The organism is Pseudoalteromonas sp. S8-8, from assembly GCF_000497875.1.
Lineage (GTDB): Bacteria > Pseudomonadota > Gammaproteobacteria > Enterobacterales > Alteromonadaceae > Pseudoalteromonas > Pseudoalteromonas arctica.
The window spans coordinates 112,377-136,567 of sequence record NZ_AUTR01000034.1 but is presented as its reverse complement, the minus strand read 5'-3'; the positions used below and the strand labels follow the sequence as shown (position 1 = coordinate 136,567).

General features: G+C 38.0%; 24 protein-coding genes. 12 read left to right on the top strand and 12 right to left on the bottom strand.

Annotated elements, in window-relative coordinates:
• The first annotated feature begins 52 nt into the window (after positions 1-52).
• The 4 genes from L659_RS0110665 to ccoG all read left to right on the top strand — a co-directional run bounded on the left by L659_RS0110665 (position 53) and on the right by ccoG (position 5,020).
• Positions 53-607, top strand: a complete 555-nt coding sequence (locus L659_RS0110665) for a DUF1439 domain-containing protein (protein WP_002960677.1) — start codon at positions 53-55, stop codon at positions 605-607.
• Between the two features lie 68 nt (positions 608-675).
• Positions 676-1,980: an ABC1 kinase family protein gene (locus L659_RS0110660; protein ID WP_024590542.1), complete on the top strand. Its 1,305-nt coding sequence runs from the start codon at positions 676-678 to the stop codon at positions 1,978-1,980.
• Positions 1,981-2,073: 93 nt separating this feature from the next.
• Positions 2,074-3,492, top strand: a complete 1,419-nt coding sequence (locus L659_RS0110655; RefSeq protein ID WP_024590541.1) for a sigma-54 interaction domain-containing protein — start codon at positions 2,074-2,076, stop codon at positions 3,490-3,492.
• 145 nt (positions 3,493-3,637) lie between these two features.
• On the top strand, positions 3,638-5,020 hold the full coding sequence (ccoG, locus tag L659_RS0110650; RefSeq protein ID WP_024590540.1) for a cytochrome c oxidase accessory protein CcoG: 1,383 nt from the start codon (positions 3,638-3,640) through the stop codon (positions 5,018-5,020).
• A 25-nt stretch (positions 5,021-5,045) separates the two neighbouring features.
• Here ccoG and L659_RS0110645 read toward each other — a convergent pair whose 3' ends face one another.
• From L659_RS0110645 to L659_RS0110635, 3 genes are all read right to left on the bottom strand, one after another.
• The gene (locus L659_RS0110645; RefSeq protein WP_024590539.1) at positions 5,046-5,465 is read right to left on the bottom strand and encodes a hypothetical protein; all 420 of its coding nucleotides are present in this window, start codon (positions 5,463-5,465) and stop codon (positions 5,046-5,048) included.
• Positions 5,466-5,634: 169 nt separating this feature from the next.
• Positions 5,635-6,552 carry a M14 family metallopeptidase gene (locus tag L659_RS0110640; RefSeq protein ID WP_024590538.1) on the bottom strand — a complete coding sequence of 306 codons (918 nt, stop codon included), beginning with the start codon at positions 6,550-6,552 and terminating at the stop codon, positions 5,635-5,637.
• A gap of 114 nt (positions 6,553-6,666) precedes the next feature.
• Positions 6,667-7,404, bottom strand: a complete 738-nt coding sequence (locus L659_RS0110635) for a hypothetical protein (protein WP_024590537.1) — start codon at positions 7,402-7,404, stop codon at positions 6,667-6,669.
• 282 nt (positions 7,405-7,686) lie between these two features.
• Between L659_RS0110635 and L659_RS0110630 the strand changes: the two genes are divergently transcribed.
• Together L659_RS0110630 and L659_RS1000000123415 are read left to right on the top strand one after the other, a co-directional pair.
• The gene (locus tag L659_RS0110630; protein WP_024590536.1) at positions 7,687-10,536 is read left to right on the top strand and encodes a UvrD-helicase domain-containing protein; all 2,850 of its coding nucleotides are present in this window, start codon (positions 7,687-7,689) and stop codon (positions 10,534-10,536) included.
• Positions 10,537-10,662: 126 nt separating this feature from the next.
• A complete protein-coding gene (locus L659_RS1000000123415; protein ID WP_024590535.1) occupies positions 10,663-12,933 on the top strand; it encodes a putative bifunctional diguanylate cyclase/phosphodiesterase in 2,271 nt (756 codons plus the stop codon).
• 77 nt (positions 12,934-13,010) lie between these two features.
• Here L659_RS1000000123415 and L659_RS0110620 read toward each other — a convergent pair whose 3' ends face one another.
• From L659_RS0110620 to L659_RS0110610, 3 genes are all read right to left on the bottom strand, one after another.
• On the bottom strand, positions 13,011-13,409 hold the full coding sequence (locus L659_RS0110620; protein ID WP_024590534.1) for a hypothetical protein: 399 nt from the start codon (positions 13,407-13,409) through the stop codon (positions 13,011-13,013).
• A gap of 1 nt (position 13,410) precedes the next feature.
• Positions 13,411-14,325, bottom strand: coding sequence for a zinc dependent phospholipase C family protein (locus tag L659_RS0110615; protein WP_024590533.1), 915 nt, complete (start codon positions 14,323-14,325; stop codon positions 13,411-13,413).
• A 98-nt stretch (positions 14,326-14,423) separates the two neighbouring features.
• Positions 14,424-15,011, bottom strand: a complete 588-nt coding sequence (locus L659_RS0110610) for a hypothetical protein (RefSeq protein ID WP_024590532.1) — start codon at positions 15,009-15,011, stop codon at positions 14,424-14,426.
• A gap of 262 nt (positions 15,012-15,273) precedes the next feature.
• Between L659_RS0110610 and L659_RS0110605 the strand changes: the two genes are divergently transcribed.
• The 4 genes from L659_RS0110605 (at position 15,274) to L659_RS0110590 (ending at position 19,230) form a co-directional block, all read left to right on the top strand.
• Positions 15,274-16,911: a cyanophycinase gene (locus tag L659_RS0110605; protein ID WP_024590531.1), complete on the top strand. Its 1,638-nt coding sequence runs from the start codon at positions 15,274-15,276 to the stop codon at positions 16,909-16,911.
• Positions 16,912-17,001: 90 nt separating this feature from the next.
• On the top strand, positions 17,002-17,250 hold the full coding sequence (locus tag L659_RS0110600; protein WP_024590530.1) for a hypothetical protein: 249 nt from the start codon (positions 17,002-17,004) through the stop codon (positions 17,248-17,250).
• A 618-nt stretch (positions 17,251-17,868) separates the two neighbouring features.
• Positions 17,869-18,279 (top strand): LexA family protein, encoded by a 411-nt coding sequence (locus L659_RS0110595; RefSeq protein ID WP_024590529.1) that lies wholly within the window; start codon positions 17,869-17,871, stop codon positions 18,277-18,279.
• A gap of 384 nt (positions 18,280-18,663) precedes the next feature.
• Positions 18,664-19,230, top strand: coding sequence for a hypothetical protein (locus tag L659_RS0110590; RefSeq protein ID WP_024590528.1), 567 nt, complete (start codon positions 18,664-18,666; stop codon positions 19,228-19,230).
• A 131-nt stretch (positions 19,231-19,361) separates the two neighbouring features.
• Here the strand turns inward: L659_RS0110590 and L659_RS0110585 are convergent, their stop codons facing one another.
• A complete protein-coding gene (locus L659_RS0110585; protein ID WP_024590527.1) occupies positions 19,362-19,574 on the bottom strand; it encodes a hypothetical protein in 213 nt (70 codons plus the stop codon).
• 140 nt (positions 19,575-19,714) lie between these two features.
• Here L659_RS0110585 and L659_RS0110580 point away from each other — a divergent pair, with 140 nt between their 5' ends.
• Both L659_RS0110580 and L659_RS0110575 read left to right on the top strand, forming a co-directional pair.
• Entirely contained in the window at positions 19,715-20,749 is a 1,035-nt protein-coding gene (locus L659_RS0110580) for a hypothetical protein (protein ID WP_024590526.1), read from the top strand.
• Positions 20,750-20,778: 29 nt separating this feature from the next.
• Positions 20,779-21,528, top strand: coding sequence for a hypothetical protein (locus L659_RS0110575; RefSeq protein WP_024590525.1), 750 nt, complete (start codon positions 20,779-20,781; stop codon positions 21,526-21,528).
• Positions 21,529-21,633: 105 nt separating this feature from the next.
• On the opposite strand, the gene L659_RS0110570 is transcribed toward L659_RS0110575, so the two are convergent.
• From L659_RS0110570 to L659_RS0110550, 5 genes are all read right to left on the bottom strand, one after another.
• On the bottom strand, positions 21,634-22,809 hold the full coding sequence (locus tag L659_RS0110570) for a tyrosine-type recombinase/integrase (RefSeq protein ID WP_024590524.1): 1,176 nt from the start codon (positions 22,807-22,809) through the stop codon (positions 21,634-21,636).
• 1 nt (position 22,810) lies between these two features.
• Positions 22,811-23,032 (bottom strand): hypothetical protein, encoded by a 222-nt coding sequence (locus L659_RS0110565; RefSeq protein WP_024590523.1) that lies wholly within the window; start codon positions 23,030-23,032, stop codon positions 22,811-22,813.
• A gap of 98 nt (positions 23,033-23,130) precedes the next feature.
• A complete protein-coding gene (locus L659_RS0110560; RefSeq protein ID WP_024590522.1) occupies positions 23,131-23,712 on the bottom strand; it encodes a 3'-5' exonuclease in 582 nt (193 codons plus the stop codon).
• 11 nt (positions 23,713-23,723) lie between these two features.
• Positions 23,724-23,894, bottom strand: coding sequence for a hypothetical protein (locus L659_RS1000000123710; protein WP_155945823.1), 171 nt, complete (start codon positions 23,892-23,894; stop codon positions 23,724-23,726).
• Positions 23,894-24,181, bottom strand: coding sequence for a hypothetical protein (locus L659_RS0110550; RefSeq protein ID WP_024590521.1), 288 nt, complete (start codon positions 24,179-24,181; stop codon positions 23,894-23,896). The genes L659_RS1000000123710 and L659_RS0110550 overlap by 1 nt, the downstream gene beginning before the upstream one ends.
• Between the last annotated feature and the right edge of the window lie 10 nt (positions 24,182-24,191).

Below are 24,191 nucleotides of genomic sequence, written 5' to 3'. Positions count from 1 at the left end.
CTTTAATAGCGGCTTTTTTATGTACCACTAATTTATAAACAAAAGGGTTCTCATGAGAATTTTAGTTATTATTGCAGCGTTATTTTTAACTGCCTGTAATACCACGCAAGGCATATCAGTATATTCATTTACTAACTCTGAGGTTGAGTCTGTACTGGGTAAGCAATTACCAAAGTTAAGTGAAAAAGTAAGCTTAATGGGTTTGCCGGTTCAGTTTGATGTAAACGACTTAAGTGTAAATATTGGACCTGATAACCGCGATGTTGTTGTGCTTGGTGCCGATTCAAGCGCTGAAATTAATGCATTCGCACTTAAATACCCAGTGCGTTTAAAGCTACAAATTGAAGGCAGCCCATTTTACGACAGTGAGAAAAAAGCGGTATTTTTACGTAATATTAAATTACTTGATTCGAGTGTTGATGCCGGTGGTTTCAAAGGTAATTTAGGTGCACTTGATAGCCAAGCAATGGATGTTATTAATGCTTTTTTAGCGGTTAACCCTGTTTATACATTAAATATGGACGACCCTAAAATGATGCTACTCAGTAAACTTCCACTTGATATGAAAGTGGTTGAAGGTGCAATTAAGCTAGTACCTCGTCTATAAGTAGATCTACCTACTTACAATATACGTATTAATTAGCCTGACTTTCAGGCTAATTAGGTTTTAATATTATGGCGGCTCCTCGTACTGTTCCCACTTCTCGGCTTTCTCGCTTTGCAAAATTAGGCTCACTCGCAACAGGTGTTGCTACCAACATGTTAGTTGATGGCGCTAAGAGCGCGCTAACCGGTAAAGGTTGGGACAATAAAAGCTTACTACTACAACCTAAAAACATTGAAAAACTAGCCACACAGCTATCACATTTACGTGGCGCTGCAATGAAGCTCGGGCAATTACTTTCAATGGATGCCGGTGATTTACTTAGTCCTGAATTGGCTCAGTTACTTGCTTTACTACGCTCAGACGCGAATCCAATGCCTCATAAGCAGCTTGTTGAAGTGTTAAAAGAGCAATGGGGGGATGAGTGGCTAGCGCGTTTTTCTCATATTGAGTTAAGACCTTTTGCAGCGGCTTCTATAGGGCAAGTTCATTTAGCTTATAAAGAAAATGGCGATCAGCTTGCTGTTAAAATTCAATACCCTGGTATTGCAAAAAGTGTAGTAAGTGATGTAGATAACGTTATTTCTTTATTAACGATTTCTCGATTATTGCCAAAAGATCTTAATATTAAACCACTTATTGGTGAGGCTAAGGCACAGTTATTAGCCGAGGCTGATTATAAACGTGAGGCTCAGTACTTAATACGTTATAAAAATGCATTAGCAACTAATCCCCACTTTAAAGTGCCTAACGTATATCCAGAGCACAGCACACAACAAGTGCTAACTATGGAGTATATAAAAGCAGAACCTATTGAGAGCATTACAGAGCTACCTGATAGTCAAAAAAGCTTTGTTGCAGAGCAACTGATTGATTTGTTTTTTAAAGAAATGTTTGAATTTAAATTAATTCAAACCGACCCTAATTTTGCCAATTTTCATTATCAGCTTGATACACAAAAAATTGTTTTATTTGATTTTGGCGCCACCCGAGAAATGTCAACCGAGCTTAGCCGCGCTTATTTAGCTTTATTTAAAGCGGGTAGTGAAAACAACAGAGAAGGTGTACTTAGAGCGGCTTCACACATTGGTTATTTTAAAAATGACTTAGTTGATGAGTATAAAAACAACGTCATTGATTTATTCTTAATGGCGTGCGAGCCACTGAGAGCAGAAGGGGAGTTTGATTTTAAAAATAGCGAACTAGCGCTCAAAATTAAAAATGCAGGGCTTGCTCTTAGTGGGCAATCTCAGCAATGGCATACACCGCCCGTTGATGCGCTATTTATTCACCGAAAACTTGCAGGACTTTACTTAATAGCCGCAAGGCTAGGTGCAAAAATAGATGTAAAAACGCTATTTCAGCACTATTTATAGCGTTTTAATTTACACGTAAGTGCATTTTAAGTAATGAGTGCACTTAATGTATAAAATTGCCATAATGCTCGCGATATTTCGCGAGGTACATTTATGATAAAACAATTTTTAAACGATCCTAAATTATTGCTAAACGCAGTAGGTGAGGGCATATACGGTTTTGACCTGTCGGGTAATGCGGTGTTTGTTAATCCTGCCGCTGAGCGCATGACAGGTTGGCGAGCAGACGAGTTATTAGGTAAAAAAATACACCAATATCATCACCATACTCATGCTGATGGCACACCTTATCCCGCTGATGAATGCCAAATATATTGCACCATGTTTGACGGAAAACGTCGTGAAGTTAAAAATGAAGTTTTTTGGCGTAAAGACGGTAGCTCATTTGCAGTGGAATACACCTCAACACCGGTTTATCAAAATGATGAGTTAATTGGTGCTGTAGCGGTATTTCGCGACATATCACTGCAACAGCAAACACAAAATGCACTGCAAGAGGCACTTGAGCAAGTAAAGCATTTAAGTGAGCAGCTAAAAGATGAAAACAACTACTTAATTGCAGAACTTAACGAAGATTGGCAAGACTCAGGGCTAGTTGGACAAAGTCATATATTTAAAACCATGTTAGATCAAATAAAACTGGTAAGCGAAACCGACAGCACAGTGCTTATACTTGGCGAAAATGGCACGGGTAAAGAATTAGTAGCTCGTAATTTGTATCGACTAAGCAAGCGTAGCGAACAAGCCTTTATAAAAGTAAATTGCGCCGCATTTACCCCAAGTTTGCTAGAGTCGGAATTGTTTGGCCATGAAAAAGGCGCGTTTACAGGTGCAAATGAACGCCGTAAAGGGCGTTTTGAACTTGCTGATAAAGGCACCTTGTTTTTAGATGAAATAGCAGAGCTTCCACTTGAGGCGCAAAGTAAATTACTGAGAGTCCTGCAAGAACAAGAGTTTGAACGTGTGGGTGGCAGCAATACGCTAAAAGTAAATATTAGAGTGATTGCAGCGACTAACCGCGACCTGTGGGAAATGGTACAAAAAGGCACGTTTAGAATTGATTTGTATTATCGGCTTAATGTATTTCCTATAAAAGTACCCGCCCTTAAAGATCGAAAAGAGGATATTCCTTATTTATGCGCTAATTTAATTGCGCAGATAAATAAACGACTGGGTAAACACTTAAAAGGGCTAAGTAAAAAAGCAATTACGCAGCTGCAAGCCTACAATTGGCCAGGCAATATTAGAGAGCTGCAAAATGTACTTGAACGCGAAGCTATTTTATCTAATCAGGCTGTACTACAGCTAAGTCAGCCTTTGCAAGCGGGTGGTGAAGTAGTTATTAACCCTTCACTTACGCTTGATGAGGCCCAAAAGCAGCATATAACCTCTGTTCTCGCGTTATCGCACTGGCAAATATCGGGTGATAAAGGGGCAGCAGTTAAGTTGGGCTTACCTGAGAGTACACTACGCTCAAAAATGCGAAAGTTAGGAATCACTAAAAAATCGTGATATATCGCGAATCGCGTTTAATGTCGCGAATTTTATTTTATTGCGTTGAAATAAACTGTTTAATATCAATGATGTAAATAAAGTTTCAGCTTGGTCTGAAAGTTGCAAATACTTGCTTAATACCCGTCATTATGAAGCAAGTACTATGAAGTTTGATATCAAAGAAGAAGACATGATCATTAAGCCCTATAACACCGAAGGGCCAATTTATATCCGCGAGCAAAAAGGCTTTTTTCAGCGCATACGCCGTAATTTAGGTTGGCTGTTAATGCTAACTTTTATTGCAATACCGTGGATCCAATATAACGGACAACAAGCTGTGCTGCTTGATGTGGCAACGCAAACCTTTACTATTTTTGGTCTAACACTCCTTCCTCAAGATTTTATGATTTTAGCTCTGCTATTTATGGTGGGGGCTTTTGCATTATTTTTTGTAACTAACTGGCTTGGTCGGGTTTGGTGTGGTTATACGTGCCCGCAAACTATATGGATGCTCATGTTTTCGTGGGTAGAGCAACGCATAGAAGGCACTCGAAATCAGCGAATGAAATTAGATAAATCACAGTGGACGCTAAGCACTTGGCGCAAAAAAATAACTAAGCACAGTGCGTGGATTATTATTTCAGTTTTAACTGCGACCTCGTTTATGGCATATTTTATTCCGGCAAAAAGTTTGTATATGGAAATGCTTACGTTTGAATGGTCAGGTATAACGAGCTTTTGGGTGTTTTTATTCGCTTTTTGTACTTATGGCAATGCAGGGTTTTTACGCGAAAAAATGTGCACAATTGCTTGCCCTTATTCTCGTTTTCAGGCTGTTATGTTTGATAAAGATACGTTGCTTGTTACATATGATAACGAGCGAGGTGAAAGCCGAGGGCCACGTAAACGCAAAGCTGATCCAAAAGAGCTTAACTTAGGTGACTGTGTAGACTGTAACTTGTGTGTAGAGGTATGCCCTGCAGGAATAGACATTCGAAATGGATTGCAATATGAATGTATAAACTGTGGCTTATGTATTGATGCCTGCGACGATACCATGGAGAAATTTGGTTACGAAAAAGGCTTAATTAAATACGCGAGTGAAAAACAAATGGAAGGTAAAAAAACCAATCCATTTAGGTTAAAACTAGTAGGGTACGGCGCATTAACGGCTTTGTTAATCATTTCTATGTTTGCATGGATGCTGCAACGTACACCAATAGAAGCCTCAGTACTACGCGATAGGAATGCGCTTTATAGAGTGAACTACGAGGGCCTTGTAGAAAACCCTTATACACTTACTATTATTAATAAAACGCAGCAAGCACTGCATTACAGTATTGCCATAGAGGGTTTACCAGGAGCAACGCTCTCAAGTCCGAGAGCTACGCTTGTAAAGCCTGGGACGATGAAAAGAGTCCCCGTTACTGTAACAGCCGATGGTTACGATATTGAGCGTAAAGTGAGTAAGTTACAATTTATTGTAACAGCGCAAGAAAACGCCAGCATTACGATAACCAAAGATAGTCAGTTTTACAAAAACTAAGATTGATAAAGCAAGGTCAATTATTTTATATCAGTTGGCCTTGCTTACTTTTTAAGTTGTGAGAGATAAACTGTTTAGCGCTATCTAAATCGGTAAATATGCACTCACTAAAATTAACGTTTCTTTTTGCACACTCTAAAATGCGCTTCATTTGATTTATAGCGATAGCTGATGTGAGTACAAACGCGCTACTTAGGCAGTTGTTTGCTTTCATTAAATGGCTAATATCTATCATTTCTTTTTCTGCCTCAGGCGTTGCAGCCAAAACATCAAAAGAATCACTAATATAGGCCCAAGGCTGATTTTTGAGTGACTTTATTTTTTCGCATAGTTCAATTTTAAACGCACGAAGAAGCCCTGAGGTGATGTATCCCGTAAAGTGAGCGATAACAACGTTATTTTCAGTGTAAAGGCTTACCTGTCCATATTTATTTTTAAACCCCAATGTATACTCCTTGAATTTGAGGGAAGGCTAACCTTATACCTTTAAATTCAATAAAACCAGTTTTTTTGGGTTATTTTTTGTTGTTAAGTTGTTAAGTTGTTACTTGTGCATAGTTGTTTTAACGGGTATCGAATTTAATGAATACCCGTATTTGAAGGGGTGATTAATCTTATATAGAGGTTTTAATGTAATTTAGCGCGCTCGTTATAACGGCTACTTGTGCCAAAATACATTCTTCATCGGTGGCAGTTGGGCTATCTGGGTACACTTCGGTAGTGGTTACATAGGGTGCATCAGTAAAGCCCATACATAAACCTAAATCGCGTGCTGCATAGTTAATCACGCCAAATTGCTCTTGAGGTACGCCTATTAGCTGGTTATTTTCATCGCTCGGTGCAATATGAGTTACCTTTGCAACGCTTTCTATAATGACTTTTTGAAACTCCGGCTCAGGCTTTTTGGTATCTGCAACTAAATAAAACCCGTCAGGTATGTTCCAGTTAGTATTTGTAGTGCCTTCACGCGCAGCGAGTGCGGGTCTAAATTCACTGTTATCACTATCTGTTGTTTCGTGTAAATCAATATGAGCGATTAAGTCAGTACCTAATGATTTTACAAACGCCATAATAGCGGCTGATTCTTGAGCTGGGCTTCCCTCGTAAAATGAGCGATTAGGATCAATAGCATCTGGGTTCCAGCGGTTTATAGTCTCATATCCCCAAGGGCTAATGCAGGGTGCAATTATAATATTAAACTGTTCGCAATATTGCATAGCCGATGTCTTAGCAAACCTAAGTGCGCCATGTACGCCACTGGTTTCGTAGCCATGTACACCACCGGTGATTAAAACAGTTGGTTTATTAGCATTAAAGTTAGGCGTTTTTAATATATATAATGGGTAAGTGCCAGCGGTGTAATTAAGCTCGCCGTATTGCTCTATATCTAAGGTGCTCTTAAGGTCATTAATTAGCGTTACGACTTCGTTTTGGTAACTGCGTTTAATGTTTTGGCGTGCTAACCACTGGGCTTTATCGCTGTTATTCCATTTTTGTCCAGGTGTGCCAATAGGGTATGTGCTGTTAGTCATAATAAACCTTTATATCAATTGTTATTAGCTCTCCTATAAATAAGGAGGGCAATTACAATTGGTAGAGTTACTTAATAAAGGCGTAGCTTAACGCTCAGTAAATTAGCGTGCAAATTAAAACGTTAAAGTCATATTTTTTATAGCGCGCGATTGCTGGGATTTAATATAGCTTTGGTTTGCGTATTCACCCGAAATACTACCGAATCGATCGCGTTTAACACTAATTGTTAAATCACACGTTTTACCTTGATCTACTTGCGAGCTGCTAAACATATCTAAACTTTGCAGATCTATTTCAAGGCGCGAAGTGTTAAGCGCAAAAAGCGTTGATTGTAAAAGTGTTTCATTATTATTGTTAGTGCAGCTACTGCTAAGTTCTACTTGGCTAGTACTATTAGGATCAGTGCCATCTAGCTGAACTGTAAGGGGACTATTAATATCAAAATTTTGATTGTTACTCGGGGTTAAAATAATAAAATTTAAAGGCAACTCCACGCTCGAATTAGCATTTATGCCATCATCCCGTTTAAATTTTATATCAAACTGTTGGTTATCGTCAGTGGCATTTATATATGCTTGGTAATCAACGTCTAAAAAGTCGGTATCTTTTGTAAGTACAATAGCAGTGGTATTAACAACAGCTTGTAATGAGTCGCTATCGCTTAAAACAATGTTAGAGCCATTAGCATCGCCTGCATTTAGTTCTGCGTTAACACGCGTGCGGTTACCGTCAGAAACTAGTTCAAAACCTGCCCAGATACCTTGTGTTTTTACTAAATCCGACTCTGTTTCTGACGTGCAAGCGCATAATGCTAAAATTAAAGCCGTTGTGGTAATGCATTTTTTAAGCATGTTAGCTCCTTTAAACCACTTAATTAGGCTGTAAATAATTGTTTAATTGGGAATATACCTAACAATTATATGAAGTGTAAGTTTGTATATGTGCATTGTTACACAACAAGCTATCTATAAATGTTTAAATTTGTTAGTGGTTGTAAATAAAGTATTAACCACTAGGTTTAAAAACTAACTTACCAATTAAATTGTTTACTAAGTAAGCATCGATTTAGCGCTAAATGTATTACAAAAGAGTATGTTACAATTAAGGTAAAGCATATCTTCATATTGAGTATTATGGCGCAGTATATTGCTACTCCAAGTTGGCTAGGCCGTTTTTTTACCCGTATTAAACACGTAGCTATTGAACAAGAGCGCCTTGTTGTGCATTTTAGAGGTGCTCCCGCACGGACATTTTTAATTAAAGACTTTTATAATTACTCAATACTTAAAAACCGTTTATTTAGCGCCAAAATTAATTTGTGCGACAGTAGCAATACATCAATTAGCTTTTTAAACAAATCACAAGCGAACGCTTTAAATACGGCCCTTAACACGCGGTTTTCAACCCTGCTTGAGCAAAAGGTAAATAACGCAAAGATTTCGCTTAAGCGCTATGCTTTAGATGAGTTTTTACGTGATAGTTCCATAAAAACACTTAATAATGATGTGTTTTTGCTTACCAAGCAGTACGCTAAAAGTACAAGTGTGTGGCAACAACACTTATCGCCAAGTAGTATTAAATTTTTAAATATACTAAGCACCACACCCAATACTCACGATGCAATTGCACAGTTGCGCCATAAATATGAAAAAAAACAACTAACTCTTAAAAATGACTTTTTTAATCAAGTAGAGTCAAATCCATTAACAACAGAGCAGCGCTTAGCGGTAATACGCGATAACGATAAAAATTTAGTATTAGCGGCAGCAGGCACAGGTAAAACATCTGTGATGGTAGCAAAGTCTTTAGATTTAATAGCATGCAATATTGCCAAGCCTGAGCAAATTTTGGTGCTGGCCTATAATAAAACAGCAGCAAATGAGATTAAAGAGCGCTTTATTAAACGCGCCACGCATGCAAAATTGCATACCAAAGCACCCACTATTTTAACGTTTCATGCGCTTGGGCTTAAATTACTACAAAGTGCTAAAAAGCCAATCGAATTATCAAAATTTGCAACTGACCCAGTTCAATTAAATAGTTGGTTAACTGGGTGGGTAAGTAAAAAAATACAAACCGAACCACAGTTTTTAAAAGCATTTTTAGATTTACTCCATGAGCCGATTGATATATTTAGCTTTAAAGATAATGCACAGTACGAGCGGTACGTACGCGATAACGAATACCGTAGCCTTGCGGGTCATAAAGTAAAAAGTTATCAGGAAGTGCTTATTTCAAACTGGCTACATTTGAATTGCGTACCGCACAGTTATGAGGTGAATTATCACTTTAGCCAAGGCGCAGAGCTAAGTGGGCAATACCAACCAGACTTTTATATACCTCAATATGATATTTACCTAGAGCACTTTGGCATTGATAGGCAAGGGAATACACGTGCCGATATAGATAAAAAACATTATAACGAGCAAGTTGCATTTAAGCGCAAACTGCATAAACAAAATGGCACCACCTTACTCGAGACCTTTCATTACAACTGGGTAGAAGGAAAGCTAGAGCAAACCCTCGCAAAGCAATTAAAGAAGCATAATGTTGAATTAACACCTTTAAGTAACGACGAAATATTTCATACTTTAAATAACTCAGGGCAGTTACAGCAAGGGATTGATAAGTACATAAAATGTTTACAAGCTATTCGAGTGGAGCAACTAAGTAATAAGCAAATAGAACAGCGCATTAAGCAAAGTGGTATTAAAAATTACCAGCAATATGCAAACTTGTTAGTGCAAATTCATGATGCTTATATAAATGAACTAAACGCGCAAAGTACCATTGATTTTGACGACATGATTATTCAAGCAACAAAGGCGATAGTAAGCGGAGATTTTAATATTCCATGGAGCCACATTTTAGTTGATGAGTTTCAAGATATATCAAGCGCGCGCATGGCTTTCATAAATGCCATATTAAAACATGGTAACGGAATACGCTTTACTGCTGTTGGTGATGACTGGCAAGCAATTTATCGGTTCTCGGGTGGTAATTTAGCGCTTACTACACGCTTTAATGAATTAGTGGGCAGCCACTCTCTTACTATGCTGCAAAAAACATTTAGATATAACAATAGTATTAGTGATGTAGCAGGGCGTTTTGTAATGCAAAACCCTGAGCAATATAAAAAGCAGATCAGCACACATACACAAGTAACCACACCACAAGTTATTTTATTAGACGATTTATACCAAGGTACTAAATCGATAGAAATGAAAGTACAACAGAGCATAAGCACTATTCAAAAAAATGATGCATCAGCGAGCATTGCCATACTTAGTAGATATAGATACATGTTAAATAGCGTGCAGCAACATTTAAAAGATAAAAAGCATACAAACTCTCTTTATTTTTGGACATTGCATAGCGCTAAGGGGCTTGAAGCCGATTACTGTATTATTATTGGTTTTGAACAAGGTAAATTAGGGTTTCCTAGCGATAATCAAAATAATGTGCTGGTGGAGTCGTTATTACCAGAGCAAGATGAATTCACTCACTCAGAGGAAAGGCGTTTGCTTTATGTAGGTATTACGCGTGCTAAACATAAAGCGTATTTAATTGCAGACCCTTATGCATGCTCAGCGTTTGTAAAAGAATTAGTAAATGACAATTATCCCATTCAAATCGCTTCAACGTTGTTTAATAAGTCGCAACTAAAGCAAAGACAGTGTAGTACGTGCAGCGACGGTTTAATTGTGCCAAAAACGGGTCAATATGGTGATTATTATAGTTGTACTAATACGCAAATTTGCGAAACTAAATTACGAGTGTGTAAAAGCTGTAGTGGCCCATCGATTGATAAAAACACGTACTCACAATGTGTGAATACAGAGTGTAAAACGCAGCACCCAATTTGTGAAAAGTGTGGTCGCGAAATGCGTAAACGCAAATCTAAGCACGGTGAGTTTTTAGGGTGCAGTGGTTTCGCTCTTAAAGATGATAACTGTAAAAACACTCGAAAAATGATTGTTTAACGGCTAACAGGTAGGTTTACACCTGTCTATTTTATAGAACTATGTAAATAGAAATTATATTCATTTTATTGATTTTAACAAGTTATCAATGTCTAATAGAAGAATGAGCTTTAACTGTTGTTTATTATGCATTTTTTCAATAGGTTCTTTTTATTAAATGACCATTATTCAGCCCCTGGTCAGGTTGCCAATTGGCGAATAAGTGCACTGCGCATTATTCTATCATTAGTAATGGTGTTATGCTTTGCTGTGGCGTGCCACACGTACACAAGCGCTATTGAATTTAACTTAATTTATATTGTTGTATTAACAAGCAGCTTTCTTGCTACTGCATGTGGTTTACTTATAGCAAGTAAGCGTTTTTATCACTTTAGCGCTCATGCACTTTTAATAGCCATTGTAGCTGCTAGCGTGTCAATGAACTTATTTTTAACAGATCTAGAACTTGCTAAAGTGGGTTCTATGTATATGTATTCCTGCCCGATAATAGCACTTATGCTACTTGGTTATAGAACAGCCCTTGCTTATGGCGTATTAAATATTGCGCCGTTTTATATGATCATCAATAACGTTGATGTCTCGGGTTTAACGGGCATAGCTCAACAACTTCCCGACGCTGACTTATACATTACAGGGCTTATATTTTTATTTTTTAACATTTGTATTCCCCTTGCTGTGGCGCGCACAATTGTGGCTGCTAAGCGTTTAAACAAAACAATGATAAGCGCTAATACACACCTTAAAGATAAAAATGAGCTTTATCGAAGCCTGTTCACCGAATCAAATAAAGCCAAAATTATTGTTGACGAAAATCTTGTCATTACTGATTTTAATCAACATGCTATTGATATGTTTGGTATAAAAAAAGAATTAAAAGAAGGAAGCGTTAATCTTTCTCATTTATTTCCTGCCTTAGTCTTTGACGACTCTAATGCTCAAAATAAAACTGTGAAGTACAAAAAAAGTTATTTTAAAGCCAGTTATCAGCAAATAACAATGAGTACAAACTACCGTGTATACGACTTTTACGATTGCACGCAAGAGCAGCTCATTAAACAAAATTTATCGATGATGGAACAAGAAAATAAACGTTTACGCTTTAGAGACTCGCAAACCAAACTACCTAATAGAGAATGGTTTGAGCTGCAATGCGACAGATTAACAAGCAAATACCAAAAAGGTTTTTATATCGTTGTTGCGCAAAGTGCAAATAGTGAATACTTAAATTTGAAGCTCACTAAAGCCGACTCTCAAGCATTACTTATTAACGCGTACAAGCGTTTAAAAGCGATGCCAGATGGGCCCCTTTTGTGTGCTCATATAGGAGTAGGAAAGCTTGCTTTTATAATTGGGACAAACTCGCAAAGCGAGCTTGAAGATAAGCTATTAATGCAAATAAAAAATACATTAGATAGAACATATAATGTATTTGGCACTAAGTGTCAGCAATCGTTTTTATTTGGTTTTGCAAAGTATCCTGATCATGGAAAAAACAGCACAACAGTACTTAGCAATGCATGCGAAGCACTTAAACTAGCAAATTGTAATATGCCTCTAAGTGGTTATAACGAAAAACAATCACACGCTTTTATCGAAAAATACGAAATTTCAATGTTATTAGATGAAGCGCTTCAACAAGGCGATTTGTCGGTGCACTATCAACCTAAAGTAGATGCAACGGGTCAATGTATAGGGCTTGAAGCCTTAGCGCGTTGGAACAGTCCAATACTGGGTAATGTGTCGCCAGTGGTATTTATTCCTATTGCCGAAGAATACAGAATGGTTAGTCGGCTAACCGACCTGATTATTCAAAAGGTGTGCGCTCAAATTGCCGATTGGACCAAGGCGGGTTTACCGAGTGTGCCGGTGGCAATAAATATATCTCTAATTGATTTTAGCCAAACCGATTTTATGTCAAAACTGGTTAAATACCTTGCCGACTTTAACGTAAAGCCACCTCAAATAGAGTTAGAACTGACTGAAACCTCTCTTGAGGCAAACCAAGCGCATTCGCTAAAGCTTATGCAAACGCTGCAATCGTGGGGTTTTACTATTTCGGTCGATGATTTTGGGGTGGGTTATTCTAATATTGCACGCCTTGCCGATTACCCTATTAACAAGCTCAAGTTAGATCGCTCATTAATAAGCCAAGTAACGAGCTCTACGCGTCAAAAAAGTTTAGTTAAAGCGGTGCACGTTATGTGTGAAGAGCTTGATATTAAGTGTGTAGCCGAAGGAGTAGAAACCCAAGAGCAAGTAGCAATAATGACGCAAATGGGGTGTAAAGAATTTCAGGGCTTTTACTTTGCTAAACCAATGCCAGCCGAAAATTTTGCAGAACATGTTAGTCGCCATGGCTTAGTGTTTAACCCTAAAGAGATGACGGCTCAACTTTAAATGTATTTAGTGGGCACTATATAGAACATATACACCTAAGGTATGTATGTTCTATAAAACTAGCTGGGTTTTATTACCTAATTACAGAGCTGTTGGGCGTTTATGGTTATTTCGCACTGATGAATAGCCTCAGCTCCCCAATGCTGTATATCTGATTGAGCAGTACAGCCTGCATCTTCAATTAAAGCAGTATTGGCATCACATAAGAGTAGCACTGCGTTATCATCTTGTATGTTCACGATAAGCGTGTATTCCCCAAAGGGTGCAAGTTTGCTTAAATCGTTATTAACAGCAGCTTTTAATAACTCATCAGTTGTTGAATAGGGTGTTTCACTAAATTTTAATGTGCCATCAACGGCTGTAGCAATATCTTTTAATTGCGAGGCTAAGTCGGCCATCACTTCTGGATTGTTATTTTTTGAAGTGTAGCAACCGCTAAGTAATACTATGAGGCTTATACAAAGTAAGTGTTTCATTTTATTTGCTCCATACCGTCATCGTGTTGTGTTCATCGTAGCCTGTATCTAGGTTCCAATTTTTAATTGCACTGTAATCAGTATCTAAAAATACGGCATTGGCAATAATGGTTATGTAGTGCTGAATGTTACTAACGGCAAAGTCAAAAATATCGTTGTAGTGCATAGGCTCGTGCGGCGTTTTTAGTTGTTCAATAAAAGTGGGGTCTACTTCGTTTGGGCGAGGATAAAACAAGCCTAAATCAGCAGCAACATGGCGTGCACAGGCAAATAATCGATAGCTTTCTTCAACATTATTTACTACAAGCTGAAAACCGTTATGCCATGAATTAAAGTTAGGAGCGTGTTGTGCAGCGTAGCTTGGGTGAACCGTTAATAAAGCATGTTGCCAAATTTTTGCAATATCGGTATCAAAATTATCGTCTTTGTTAGTACAAGATCCAATATTTTGTTGCACGCGGTCAGCATAACCTAACTCACCTAAATTTAAACGCTGCCAAATAAATGCATCTTGGTTCATTTCGCAGGCACGGTGCGCCGTTTGATTTTGCTCATACGGGCCTACTTTTAATTCAACAACCGGATGCACCGTTATATCCGCAGCAACATGGGCCATATAACCGCATAACCAAGCAAAGCACTTTTCAAATGCTTCACTTTCAAGTGTTTTGCAGTATTCAATCATGGCTTTAAGTAAATCGCCTGTGTGCTCATAGTGCATTAGGTCGGCCCACGCATTTTGGCTAGGCTGCGCTACAGCTAAGTAAGGATAATCGGGGGCTACACAGCCTAGTTCAAGGTATGCTTGGCGTTGGCTTAAAATAAGCTTTGCTTTTTTAGGCATATCCATTTTAGCGAGTGACTTGGTTTGCGTTGCAATATTAACGGCAGTGATGTGCGCAAAAGCACCTGGCATTGTCATATCCTTATGATTTATTAATAAGGGTACAGATTAACATTGAGAGGGGGTTAAATAAAGCCAACTAAATGCAAGTATAGCGGGGTAAACACCTATTAAATTAGCTGCTCAACTAATTGGCCATTCTCGTATAATTTAGCATGTTGACGTTTATGTTCTTCAAATAGGTAAGCTCTTAGTTGCTCTTGACCGCTATGGATTTGCGTTATTTTAGCGGCTATACCTTGTGTGCTTTGCCTTACGGGTTCTATTTCCATCGAAATACTTTGTTTGTTAGGCAAAATAAATTCCATGTGCTGCGATTTATTTAAATGGTTACCTTTTCGGAGGGGTTTTAAAAACATCCCCGTGTTTGATATTGATTCAATTTTAAACCCTTGGCTTTTAATATTTAGCTCACTCCAGCGCCAACTGCGCAGTGTGCCTTGTGTGTCTATTACTTCGGGGGCGTTTAAAATAGGTTTGATTATACCGGCGCTATCAATTTTTAAGTCCAACGGAAACCATAACTGATAGTGTGCAACTTCTGCGAGCAGGGTTAAATTAGCGCTACTAAGTAAGTGAGCAATATTGGCTGGTACTGAACTTTGTAACGTTAAAACGTGACTGTTGTGAGCATGTGACTTTTTATTAGGCTTAAATAACTCAGCAAAAAAATTTATCTCTTCATTAGAAAAGTCCATATTTCACCCCAGTTACATAAAATAATTCACCACCGTAATTTAAACAATGAAATTGGTCAATAAATGCTCCGTTTAAATTTGTTTAGATGATATTTACAAAGACAGAGGGGTAAACTAAACAATGTATTTAAATGCAGTGCTTAACCCTATCGTTTTTCAGAGACTTGAATTATTTAACATTTATAAAAATATATTTAGGCGCAAGTGGCTAGCTGTTAAACTACAGCACATTAGTTTTATTATTTATATTAGAGTTTACATTATGATATGTGCATTTTTACGTGATCAACAGCCGAAGTTACTGGGTATGGTAGTGGCATTGTTCGGTGCCGGTTTTTCGATAAATGCAGTGGCTCAAGAGCAAAGCCAAACTTTAATTTTAGTGGGGTCAGAGCTTACTACCTGTACTAGCGCCAAGCTTAATAATTGCCAAAAAGAGACTGCTATTGATGGTAAGTCACATAATTTATATACACTTAGCAGCTCTCAAATAAAAAACATCGCGCAGCATTGGCCTAATAATAATGTTGAGGCAAAAACGGCTGTATTAAAAACACTTAAAACCATACAAAGTAAATCGTCAAATAGCGTATCAAAAACAGATTTACTCTGGCAGTGGCGCGATATAAATAACCAGCAATTAGAAAGCCTGACTCAGCAAGAGTACAACTTTGTATTTGATATGCTAGAAGTACCGCTACTTAATAAAAACGGTGAGCGTTTAAAAGAGCAAGTAAATACCGATTTTAATAATGAGGTTGCGACTAATAATATTTTACAATTTGTGTCGGGCAGTTTAAAAGTTAATAACGCAAAACCAACCATGCTTGCTATTACGGCTTCGAGCCGCGACCCTTATGAGTCGGCAGATGTAGCGCAGAGTCTTTTAGCACAATCAAATATAAACACTCAATGGTTAGCACTAACGCCAGCACTTGCTAAAGCGATTACGAGTAACTCGTGCGATGAATTACCCGTTCTCAGAAATACATTAATGAATGTGTATAACCGGGAAGCAATTTATCCAGAGTACACAAAGTCCGAATACGCTTTATGCAAAAGTGGCACTAATGCACTTGTATCACTTATTAAAAATAGTACCGGTGTGATGTTTAATAGCGGTAATGCAGCATTAACTCACAAGGTATTATTTGATCAAAACAATAATCCATACCCGTGGACGCAAGCATTGCAAACTCGCCCAGTAATTGTAGGTGAAGGCGCGGGCGCAGCAATCCAAAGTAAAGTGACGGGCATGCTTACAAATACGACAAGCCTTGAGGCACTTCGCAAAAATGAAAATAACACTAATGCTGGTGGACTTGGCAGCTTTAATTTTGGTGTACTAGATACTCAGTTTAGCGAACAAAACCGTACATTTAGGCTCGCAGCGGCGTTAAATAAAAATGAAGTAAAAAAGACTAAAACAGAGATTCAACATGGTTTTGGTATTGACGAAAATACGGCTTTGGTTGTTATTAAATCGCCAGAAGGTAGTTTAATAACCGTAATAGGCAAAAGTGGTGTAGTGCATTTAGCTAACCAAGGTAAAGCACAACCTGAGAGTAAGAGCTATAGCTACTCGTATTGGCCTACAAGCAGTGTAATTGAAATTACCAATAACACGTTTACCTTAAGCGCACGCACAATAGATGAAGCGTTACCCGCTATAAAAATACCTCCACTGCCAGTGCAGCGTTTTGGCTCAATTTTAACAAATTCAAAACTGCGATCACTTACTCAAGCGATGTGCCTAAGCCAAGAGCAAAGTGCGGTAGCTCAACAAGATGAGTTTATAATTAGCCTTACAGCAACGAGTGACACACAGTATCATCGCGTTAATGCAAAAGAGTTTGGTTGTGCGCTAAGCAATTTAGAGTTAGCTATAAAGTCTATTTAGTTACTAACCTGAGCCAAGGGTTTAAGTTTTTGGCTCTTCTCTATAAAATAGCCACCATAATGATCAAGGCCTTACTAAAAGAGTTTTAAAATGAATAATGAAAATGACGTAATTGATACTTTAGCCGAACTAGAAAGCTTTTTAATAGATGTCGAAAACGGTGGTTTTGGACTTAAAGGTGTTGCCGGTGTTGGTATGGCTACTAATAACAAAGATGGCAGCCGTTTTGTTGCTGTGTTTGACGACCAACAAAAGCTACTTTTAGCGCGCGGTATTACAGAAGACGTATTCCAAACAGGGCAAGACATGGTACGTAATGGTGTAGGGCGCAAGCACTAGTACTCTAGTAAAGAAAAGCGCTTAGTGCGCTTTTTTATTTTAATTTCAATAAATTGAAATCAAATGCCTTCATACAGATTCCACAAAGGCCACTTCAAGTTAATAACAATTAAATACAAACCCCTCAAAAACCACAAAACTTGCCAGCTAAACTCTGTTTTATTAAGTGCGCTTAGATAAATAAGATAGTGCTACAGATAAATTGTAGAATCAAAACAGATGAGTTTTGGCTATATTTTGAAGAGAAGTTTAATTTATTGATATAGAGGTAATTAATTGGTCGGTATGGAGAGATTCGAACTCTCGACCCCTGCCACCCCATGATGTGACGCTATATTGAGTTAAGTTATTGTAATTTATAAACTATAAATGAAATTAACTGATTTTATGTACAGTTAATTTTGTAATTTTTATCATTTTTACAATTCAATAAAATCAAGTGGTTAGGGCGCTTGTTACAAATCGAGTATTTAAATTATCAGTAAAACTCAATATAAACAACTCATTAGAAAATCTTAATCAAAAGCCTCACTTTCCTAAGCAGACACTTTATCATTTCAAAATGAATCGATCTAATTTGCACTGTATAAATAGACAGCATTTTATTTTGGTGTGTGTATGTTCGTTATTCCTATTTATATCGAGGCGGGTATTACTGGATTTGAATCGCCGGCTGCTCAGTATAAAGAGCTGGGTTTGACTCTAGATGAGTTACTTATAAAACACCCAGATGCTACATTTATTGAGGTTGCATCTGGGGCGTCTATGCAGGGAGTGGGTATATTTGATGGTGATCTATTAATTGTCGATCGCGCAATTAATGTAAGTACGGGCGACATTGTGGTAGCTACTTACAATGGAAGCTTCGTCTGTAAAATAATCCATAAAGAAAAACGTTTATTGATGTCGGCCTCAGACGAACACTTGCCTGTTTATGTATCATCTCAAGATGATTTTTGTTTAGAAGGAGTGGTAACAAGGAGCATTAGATTACATAAACCGTGTGCTGAGTTTGCATATACCAACTAAAAATTCGGTCAGTGTTACAATATAAATGGTAATACATTGGATACAGTTGTTTATTATAACAGCTCGTATCTGATTTTATGTTTATATGTTTATATGTTTAATAGGTGACCGTTTAAAGTTGTGGTTTCAACTGATGAATACAACGATAAGAAGATATAGAAGAAATATAACCTCTAATGTAGTGGTCAAACTGATGATTTCTCACGCATCAAGAAAAATGAGCGAAGCGAATATACTGGTCTTTTTAGCTTTGCTTTGAGATAAAAGAAGGTTTACTGGTAGTAATATATTAGGTGACATGTTAAAACTATATGAAGTACAAAAGTGAGTGTGGTATCAGCATAACCATGTGAGATTACTGCGCTATAAAACCGGATGGAACCTATGGAAACATTACAACTCGTATTACAATTGCTAGCTTTAATAGGAATATTATTTCTTTATTTTTTCAAGAAAAATTATTTCCCCAAGTACCTCGAAGAAAAAGCGAAAAATACAGCAACCAAAGAAGATATTAAAGAAATAACTTATAAGGTTGAGGAGATCAAGTCTGAAATAGAGACCAGCAAGTATATCAGCACGATGAAATATGAGCTGAAATACTCCGCATGCCTCCGCGCATTAAAACTCTTGGACGCTCACCTTAGTCATCTCATCGAATCCCAAGATGATAAAGGAGAAACAGTTTCACCAGAGAAACAGTACTCGACTATCAGTGAGGCTAGACAGTGTCACAATGAATTATGCTTAACCTGTGAAAGTGCGGAGCTAATTAATTTGTTTATTCTTCTCATGTGCGGCCCAAATAAAGACGAGAAAGAAATAAATAACCTAATTGAGTTAAACAAGCTTCGCAATCTTATTCGCCGGGAGCTAGGTTTTGGTGATGAGATATCGTATGACGTTGACCGAATTTGGTTTTTTAAAATCAACTGCGAGGCTCCATGTTAACAAAATCATGCATGCAATAATCGAGTGAGTACAGCGTTATTAATTTCAGAACTACAAAAAGCCCATTAAATTTGCCAAGTTATGACATGTTAAATAACAAATTAAATTAGTATCCATCTAAACAAAACCCGCTAATTTAGCGGGTTTTTATATGCCGAAATTCTTCTAACACTACATTTAATTTTCTCTAGCTTGTCAGATAATACCCATAGCATGCCTGCTAGGGTGTCTTTATCCATCGCTTCAAAGTGATCTTCAATACATAGCGCGTTAATTGCGGCTTCTGCTTGGTAGATGTTTTTATCTAGTTCGTTTTTAAGTTGTAGCGCTTTGTTGTTTTGCATTTGGTATTTCCTGCTGTTTTCGTTGAGGAAAAGATACAAGCAATTTTGTTCATTAAAAAGTGAAAAGATGTACGTCCTATGGTACAAATTACGTCGTGAAGTTCGTATTTGATTATTGCATATTAAAAAGGACGTAGTAAATGGAGAGAATTACTCCCGAAAACTTAAGAGAATTACGTAAAAAATTAGGTTTATCGAGTCAACAAGCGGCAGGTAGTGTTTATAAGAACCTGCGATTATGGCAAAGGTATGAAGCGCCGGTGACCGCTGGTAGCAGCTTAAACATACCGCCAGCAACACTTGAGTTGTTTTGTTTGAAGCATGGATTACCTTACCCGCCAAATAAGCAAGGTAAATTAGGAAAACTTGTTAGTTTTTATGGTGGCCAAGGAGGTGCTGGGCATACATTGCTTACTATTGATATTAGCACCGCGCTTATGGCAGATGGGTATGAGGTACTTGTTATCTCTGACCATAATGGTTGCGCCATGTTTGGTGAAATGTCTATTAAACATAACTACCCATTCCCCAGAACGATAGAAGTTGAAAGCTCAGATAAAATGAGTTTTACGAATGACTTGGTAAATATACCTTACTCTACTTCTCCTAATGGCTTAAAGCCGATAATAGATAACTATGATTTCGTATTTATCGATATTGGTTTCATGATGGCTGAAAAATATTTTGATGTTTTAGAGCCTGATTTGATAATAGGGCCTGCGAAAATCAATGAAATTAAAGATCGCAACGTAAGAGCTTTTTATAACTTAAGTCATTTAGCTAAAAGCTTTTCAGAGAAAAAAAATGAAAAAACTAAACTCGCGTTATTGATGGTTGCAGTATCAACCCATTATGCATTCAGTCCTGGTTACTACGGTTTGTTTGATGAAAGTGCAGATGATTATGAAGAAGAGAGAGATATTTATTTTAAACAGCAAGAAAAAAACGAATTAGACCAAGAGGAGCTATTGAAATTATTTAATAGTTTATCGGGTAAGCCTAATATGTACTTGATGAATAGCTATACCTCAGATGCTTATGATAGCTATAGAGAAAGATATGCTAAAGGGTATAGTATATTTAACAAAGCGCCTAATTCGTTACCAGCTCATGAACTACGAAGTGTTAAAAATGAAATTTTAAGATTGCTTGGTGTTCCAGAAAGAGCTTATTGATATATAACTACAATTTAAAAGGGATATTTATGTCTAACTCTAATAGTGAAACGCCACCAAAATGGCTCTTGATTGTACTTATAGCTCTTGCTTTTATATGTATCGGTGGCGTTTATTTTTTATGGTTTAAAGGCGTTGGAGTGGGTTTTGGTGGAACTACTGAAACATGGTCTCATTTTGGTGCTTTCTTTGGTGGTGTATTAGGCCCTATTCTCTCGTTCTTCTCATTTTTAGGTATTATTTATACTGTTTATTTACAGTCAAAAAGTAATAAAGAACAAGCAAAAGCAAATGAGCATACGACTGAGGCTATTAAGTCATCTGAGATATTGAGTAAAGAAAATTTAGAAGAACAACGTAAGCAATTTAAAGAACAAATTGAGTATGACAAACAGCAAAGACTTTTAGATTTTTTGACAAAAATATTGGACGAGTTAGAAAGTACAGGAGGAGATGTGTACTCCGATTTTGTTCCAAAAGAAACTAACGCAGCTAGAAAGCTTGGTCCTCATTTCAATTTATATTCTTGGAAACTTCGAAAAACCTGCCCTGTAGTGAAGAGGCTCAGGGATAAATTGAACATAGATAGTGCTAAATTAGTTAATTTACAGCTAGAGGCTGTGATTGCGCAAATTGATGGCTTTATTACTGAGATTGGACGTAGTGGACATCACTTTATTAACCCACATGATATTCCAGAATGTCTATATGTTTTACGAAATACAAAAGCTGCCTTTAATAGAACCTATGAATACTTGAACACAAAGTACAAACTATAAGATAAAATAATAAATAACCTGAAATCTTAAACCCGCTAATTAGCGGGTTTTTGCATTCATCGCTTAAATTTTATGTATCTTTCGGCTTAGTAGCTCACTTGCTATTTAGCTTAGGTTCACAGTCAAATTGGGCACTTGCACCCATTCTATTTGCTTGCCGAATTCGGTGTAGACTTTGGTTGATTTACTATCAGAGTGGCCCATGCGGGTTTGTGGATCCCAGCCTTGGGCTTTTATTAGTCGTGCTGATAGGCCGCGTATCTCGTGGTACGTTGGGCGTTCTTCTGGTTTTAGGTTGCTGTATAGGCCCAGTTGGTCGCGTACGTTTGAAAATTCGCGGCTGATGTTTTTGCTTACTATTTGGGTGATGTGGTTTACCAATGCACTGGTTGGGTTTGAGTTCTTTTTAGGGAGCTTGTGCACGACGTAGGGCGATACGGTGTTGTCGCGGCTGTTGTCGATAATGGCTTTTATTGTGTCGTTGATGGGTATGATCACGTGCGACGCTTCACTTTTATAGGTTTTTTGGCGGTGTATAGCCAGTTCGCCATATATTTTGCCGTATTGATCTGTGAGTGGTTCTTTATACCAAATGCAACCACAGCGCCCTGGCTCTGCTTTTTTTAGTTTGTATTCTATGCGCGATACTTCAAGCACTGCGTGGGTGGTTTGCATGGTTAAGTCCATGGCTGTTTTTAGCCAGAGTGGAGCGGCTGCGCGTATTTTTTCAAATGCGTTTACGTCCAGGGCTTTACGTTTTTTGGCTTCTTTTGGTTTTTTAATTTTAAGCGCTGCAGGGTTGGTCGTCATATGGCCTGTGTCTTTGGCGTAATCGAATACCAGTTCAAGAAAACTTAATTTGCGGTTGTATACGTTGTTACTGGCGCTTTGGTGAAAGTGATCCATGTAGTCGGTTACGTCGCTTAGGGTTATTTCTTCGCCTGGCATTGTGAAGTATGATTTAACGCGCTCGGCGTCGTTTAACCAAGTAGATACAACACTGCTGCCGGGCTTTTTATCGGCGGTCATGCGCTCAATTATTTTATCTACCAAGCTGCTAAAACTGGTTTTTGAGGCGGTGTCGTTGATCAGGTCATCTAGTAATGAGCCGCCGCGTTTTATACGGTTGTACTCGTTGGCAATGATTATTGCTTCGGTACGGTTTTGGCTGATTATTTTACGCTTGCCGTTTACCAGTTTGAGTTGATAGCCGGCGTTTTTATCAAAGTATAAAAACGGCGGCAGGTCTCGGTTTTTGTTAAGTCGTTTTCTTGGTGCCATGTTAGCTATTCGCTGCTAGTTGCAATGCAATTTCTTTTGCTTTTGCATGCGTTCCTGGTTGTTGGTCTTCGTAAATATACACTTGTTGGCCTGGGCCTACCAATTCACCTAGTACATAACCGGTTGCTACCCAGTCGCGAAGTGATTGATAACTTGGTAGTGAGTCGTTATGAAAGTGGTTTTTGGCCCAGCAGCGGGCTTTCATTAATTTAGGCTTTTTCATATGTCACCTTCCTCTCGTTTGGCTGTGTGTTTTTTACTGTATGTCTACGATTATAAAATTGGCGTATGCGGGCCCGTTGTTGGGCTACGCTGTGGCGTTTAAATTTGTGCATAAGTGACTAGCTTTAGTTGTTTAAATACATCGCTTACATATTTAGCCTGGTGTTTAGCATCGTCGAGAGCGTTGTGGGGTTTACCGGTAAATTTATTCGATTTTTTAGGGTCGATTCCTAGTAAGCGCCGGCCAATATCAACAACAGTACGGACGTCGCGGTCGTTACTAAAATGCCAGGCTTTGGTCATTTTGGTTGCGGTGTAGGCGTTTGATAAAATAACGTTGTCGAATGTGGCACCATTACCCCAAATAATACGGTTTTTATAGCCTTCAATTTGGTATAACCAGTCGTTAAGTTCGAGTAGGGCGTCTTTTAATGGCATGGTGTCTTTGTCATTAAAAATAGCGCGGGCTTCGTCGCTTTTTTTCATCCACCATTTAAGGGTTGCGCCGTCTACTGTGCCGTATTTCATAGCATCTTCTATGTCGATGACTTGGTAAAATTCTGCACCAATGTTGCCTGTGATTGGGTTAAAGAATACGGCGCCAATAGAGACGATGACCGCGTTTGAGTGCTGGCCTATGGTTTCTAGGTCGAGCATTACGTCGTTTAGTTCTGTGTTCATGGTGGTTCCTGTTATTCCCATGGGACTAAGCCCAGTTGTTTACGTTTGTCGTTCCACTTTTTAACTAGCTGGCAGGCTTCTTGTTGAAGCTTTTTGTTAGTTAGTAAGCGGCTGATCTCTTTTTGGTCTTTGGCTTTAAAACTGACCAAGGTTTCGAGCGTTGCTTGCTCAAAGCTGTTCATTAGTCGGCACGGTTGTATTTACGGCCGCAATAACAACAATGGGTAGCTATTATAGAAACATCGTTTTTACGCAAATTGCGGGCGTGTCCACCACCTTTTTTTGGTGCTCTAAATTCGATATTTATTTTTGGATTCACTGGTGAAAAATCACCTTCACTTAAAATAAAAACTTGGTTTTGCCAATGCACTTTAATATCAATAGCGCCTTCAGGTATTGCTCCCGATTCAGTTAAATGATTTTTAACGCGTTCTAAATTTTCAGTGAAACAGTTGCATGTATCTTTCATAGTGTTTGCC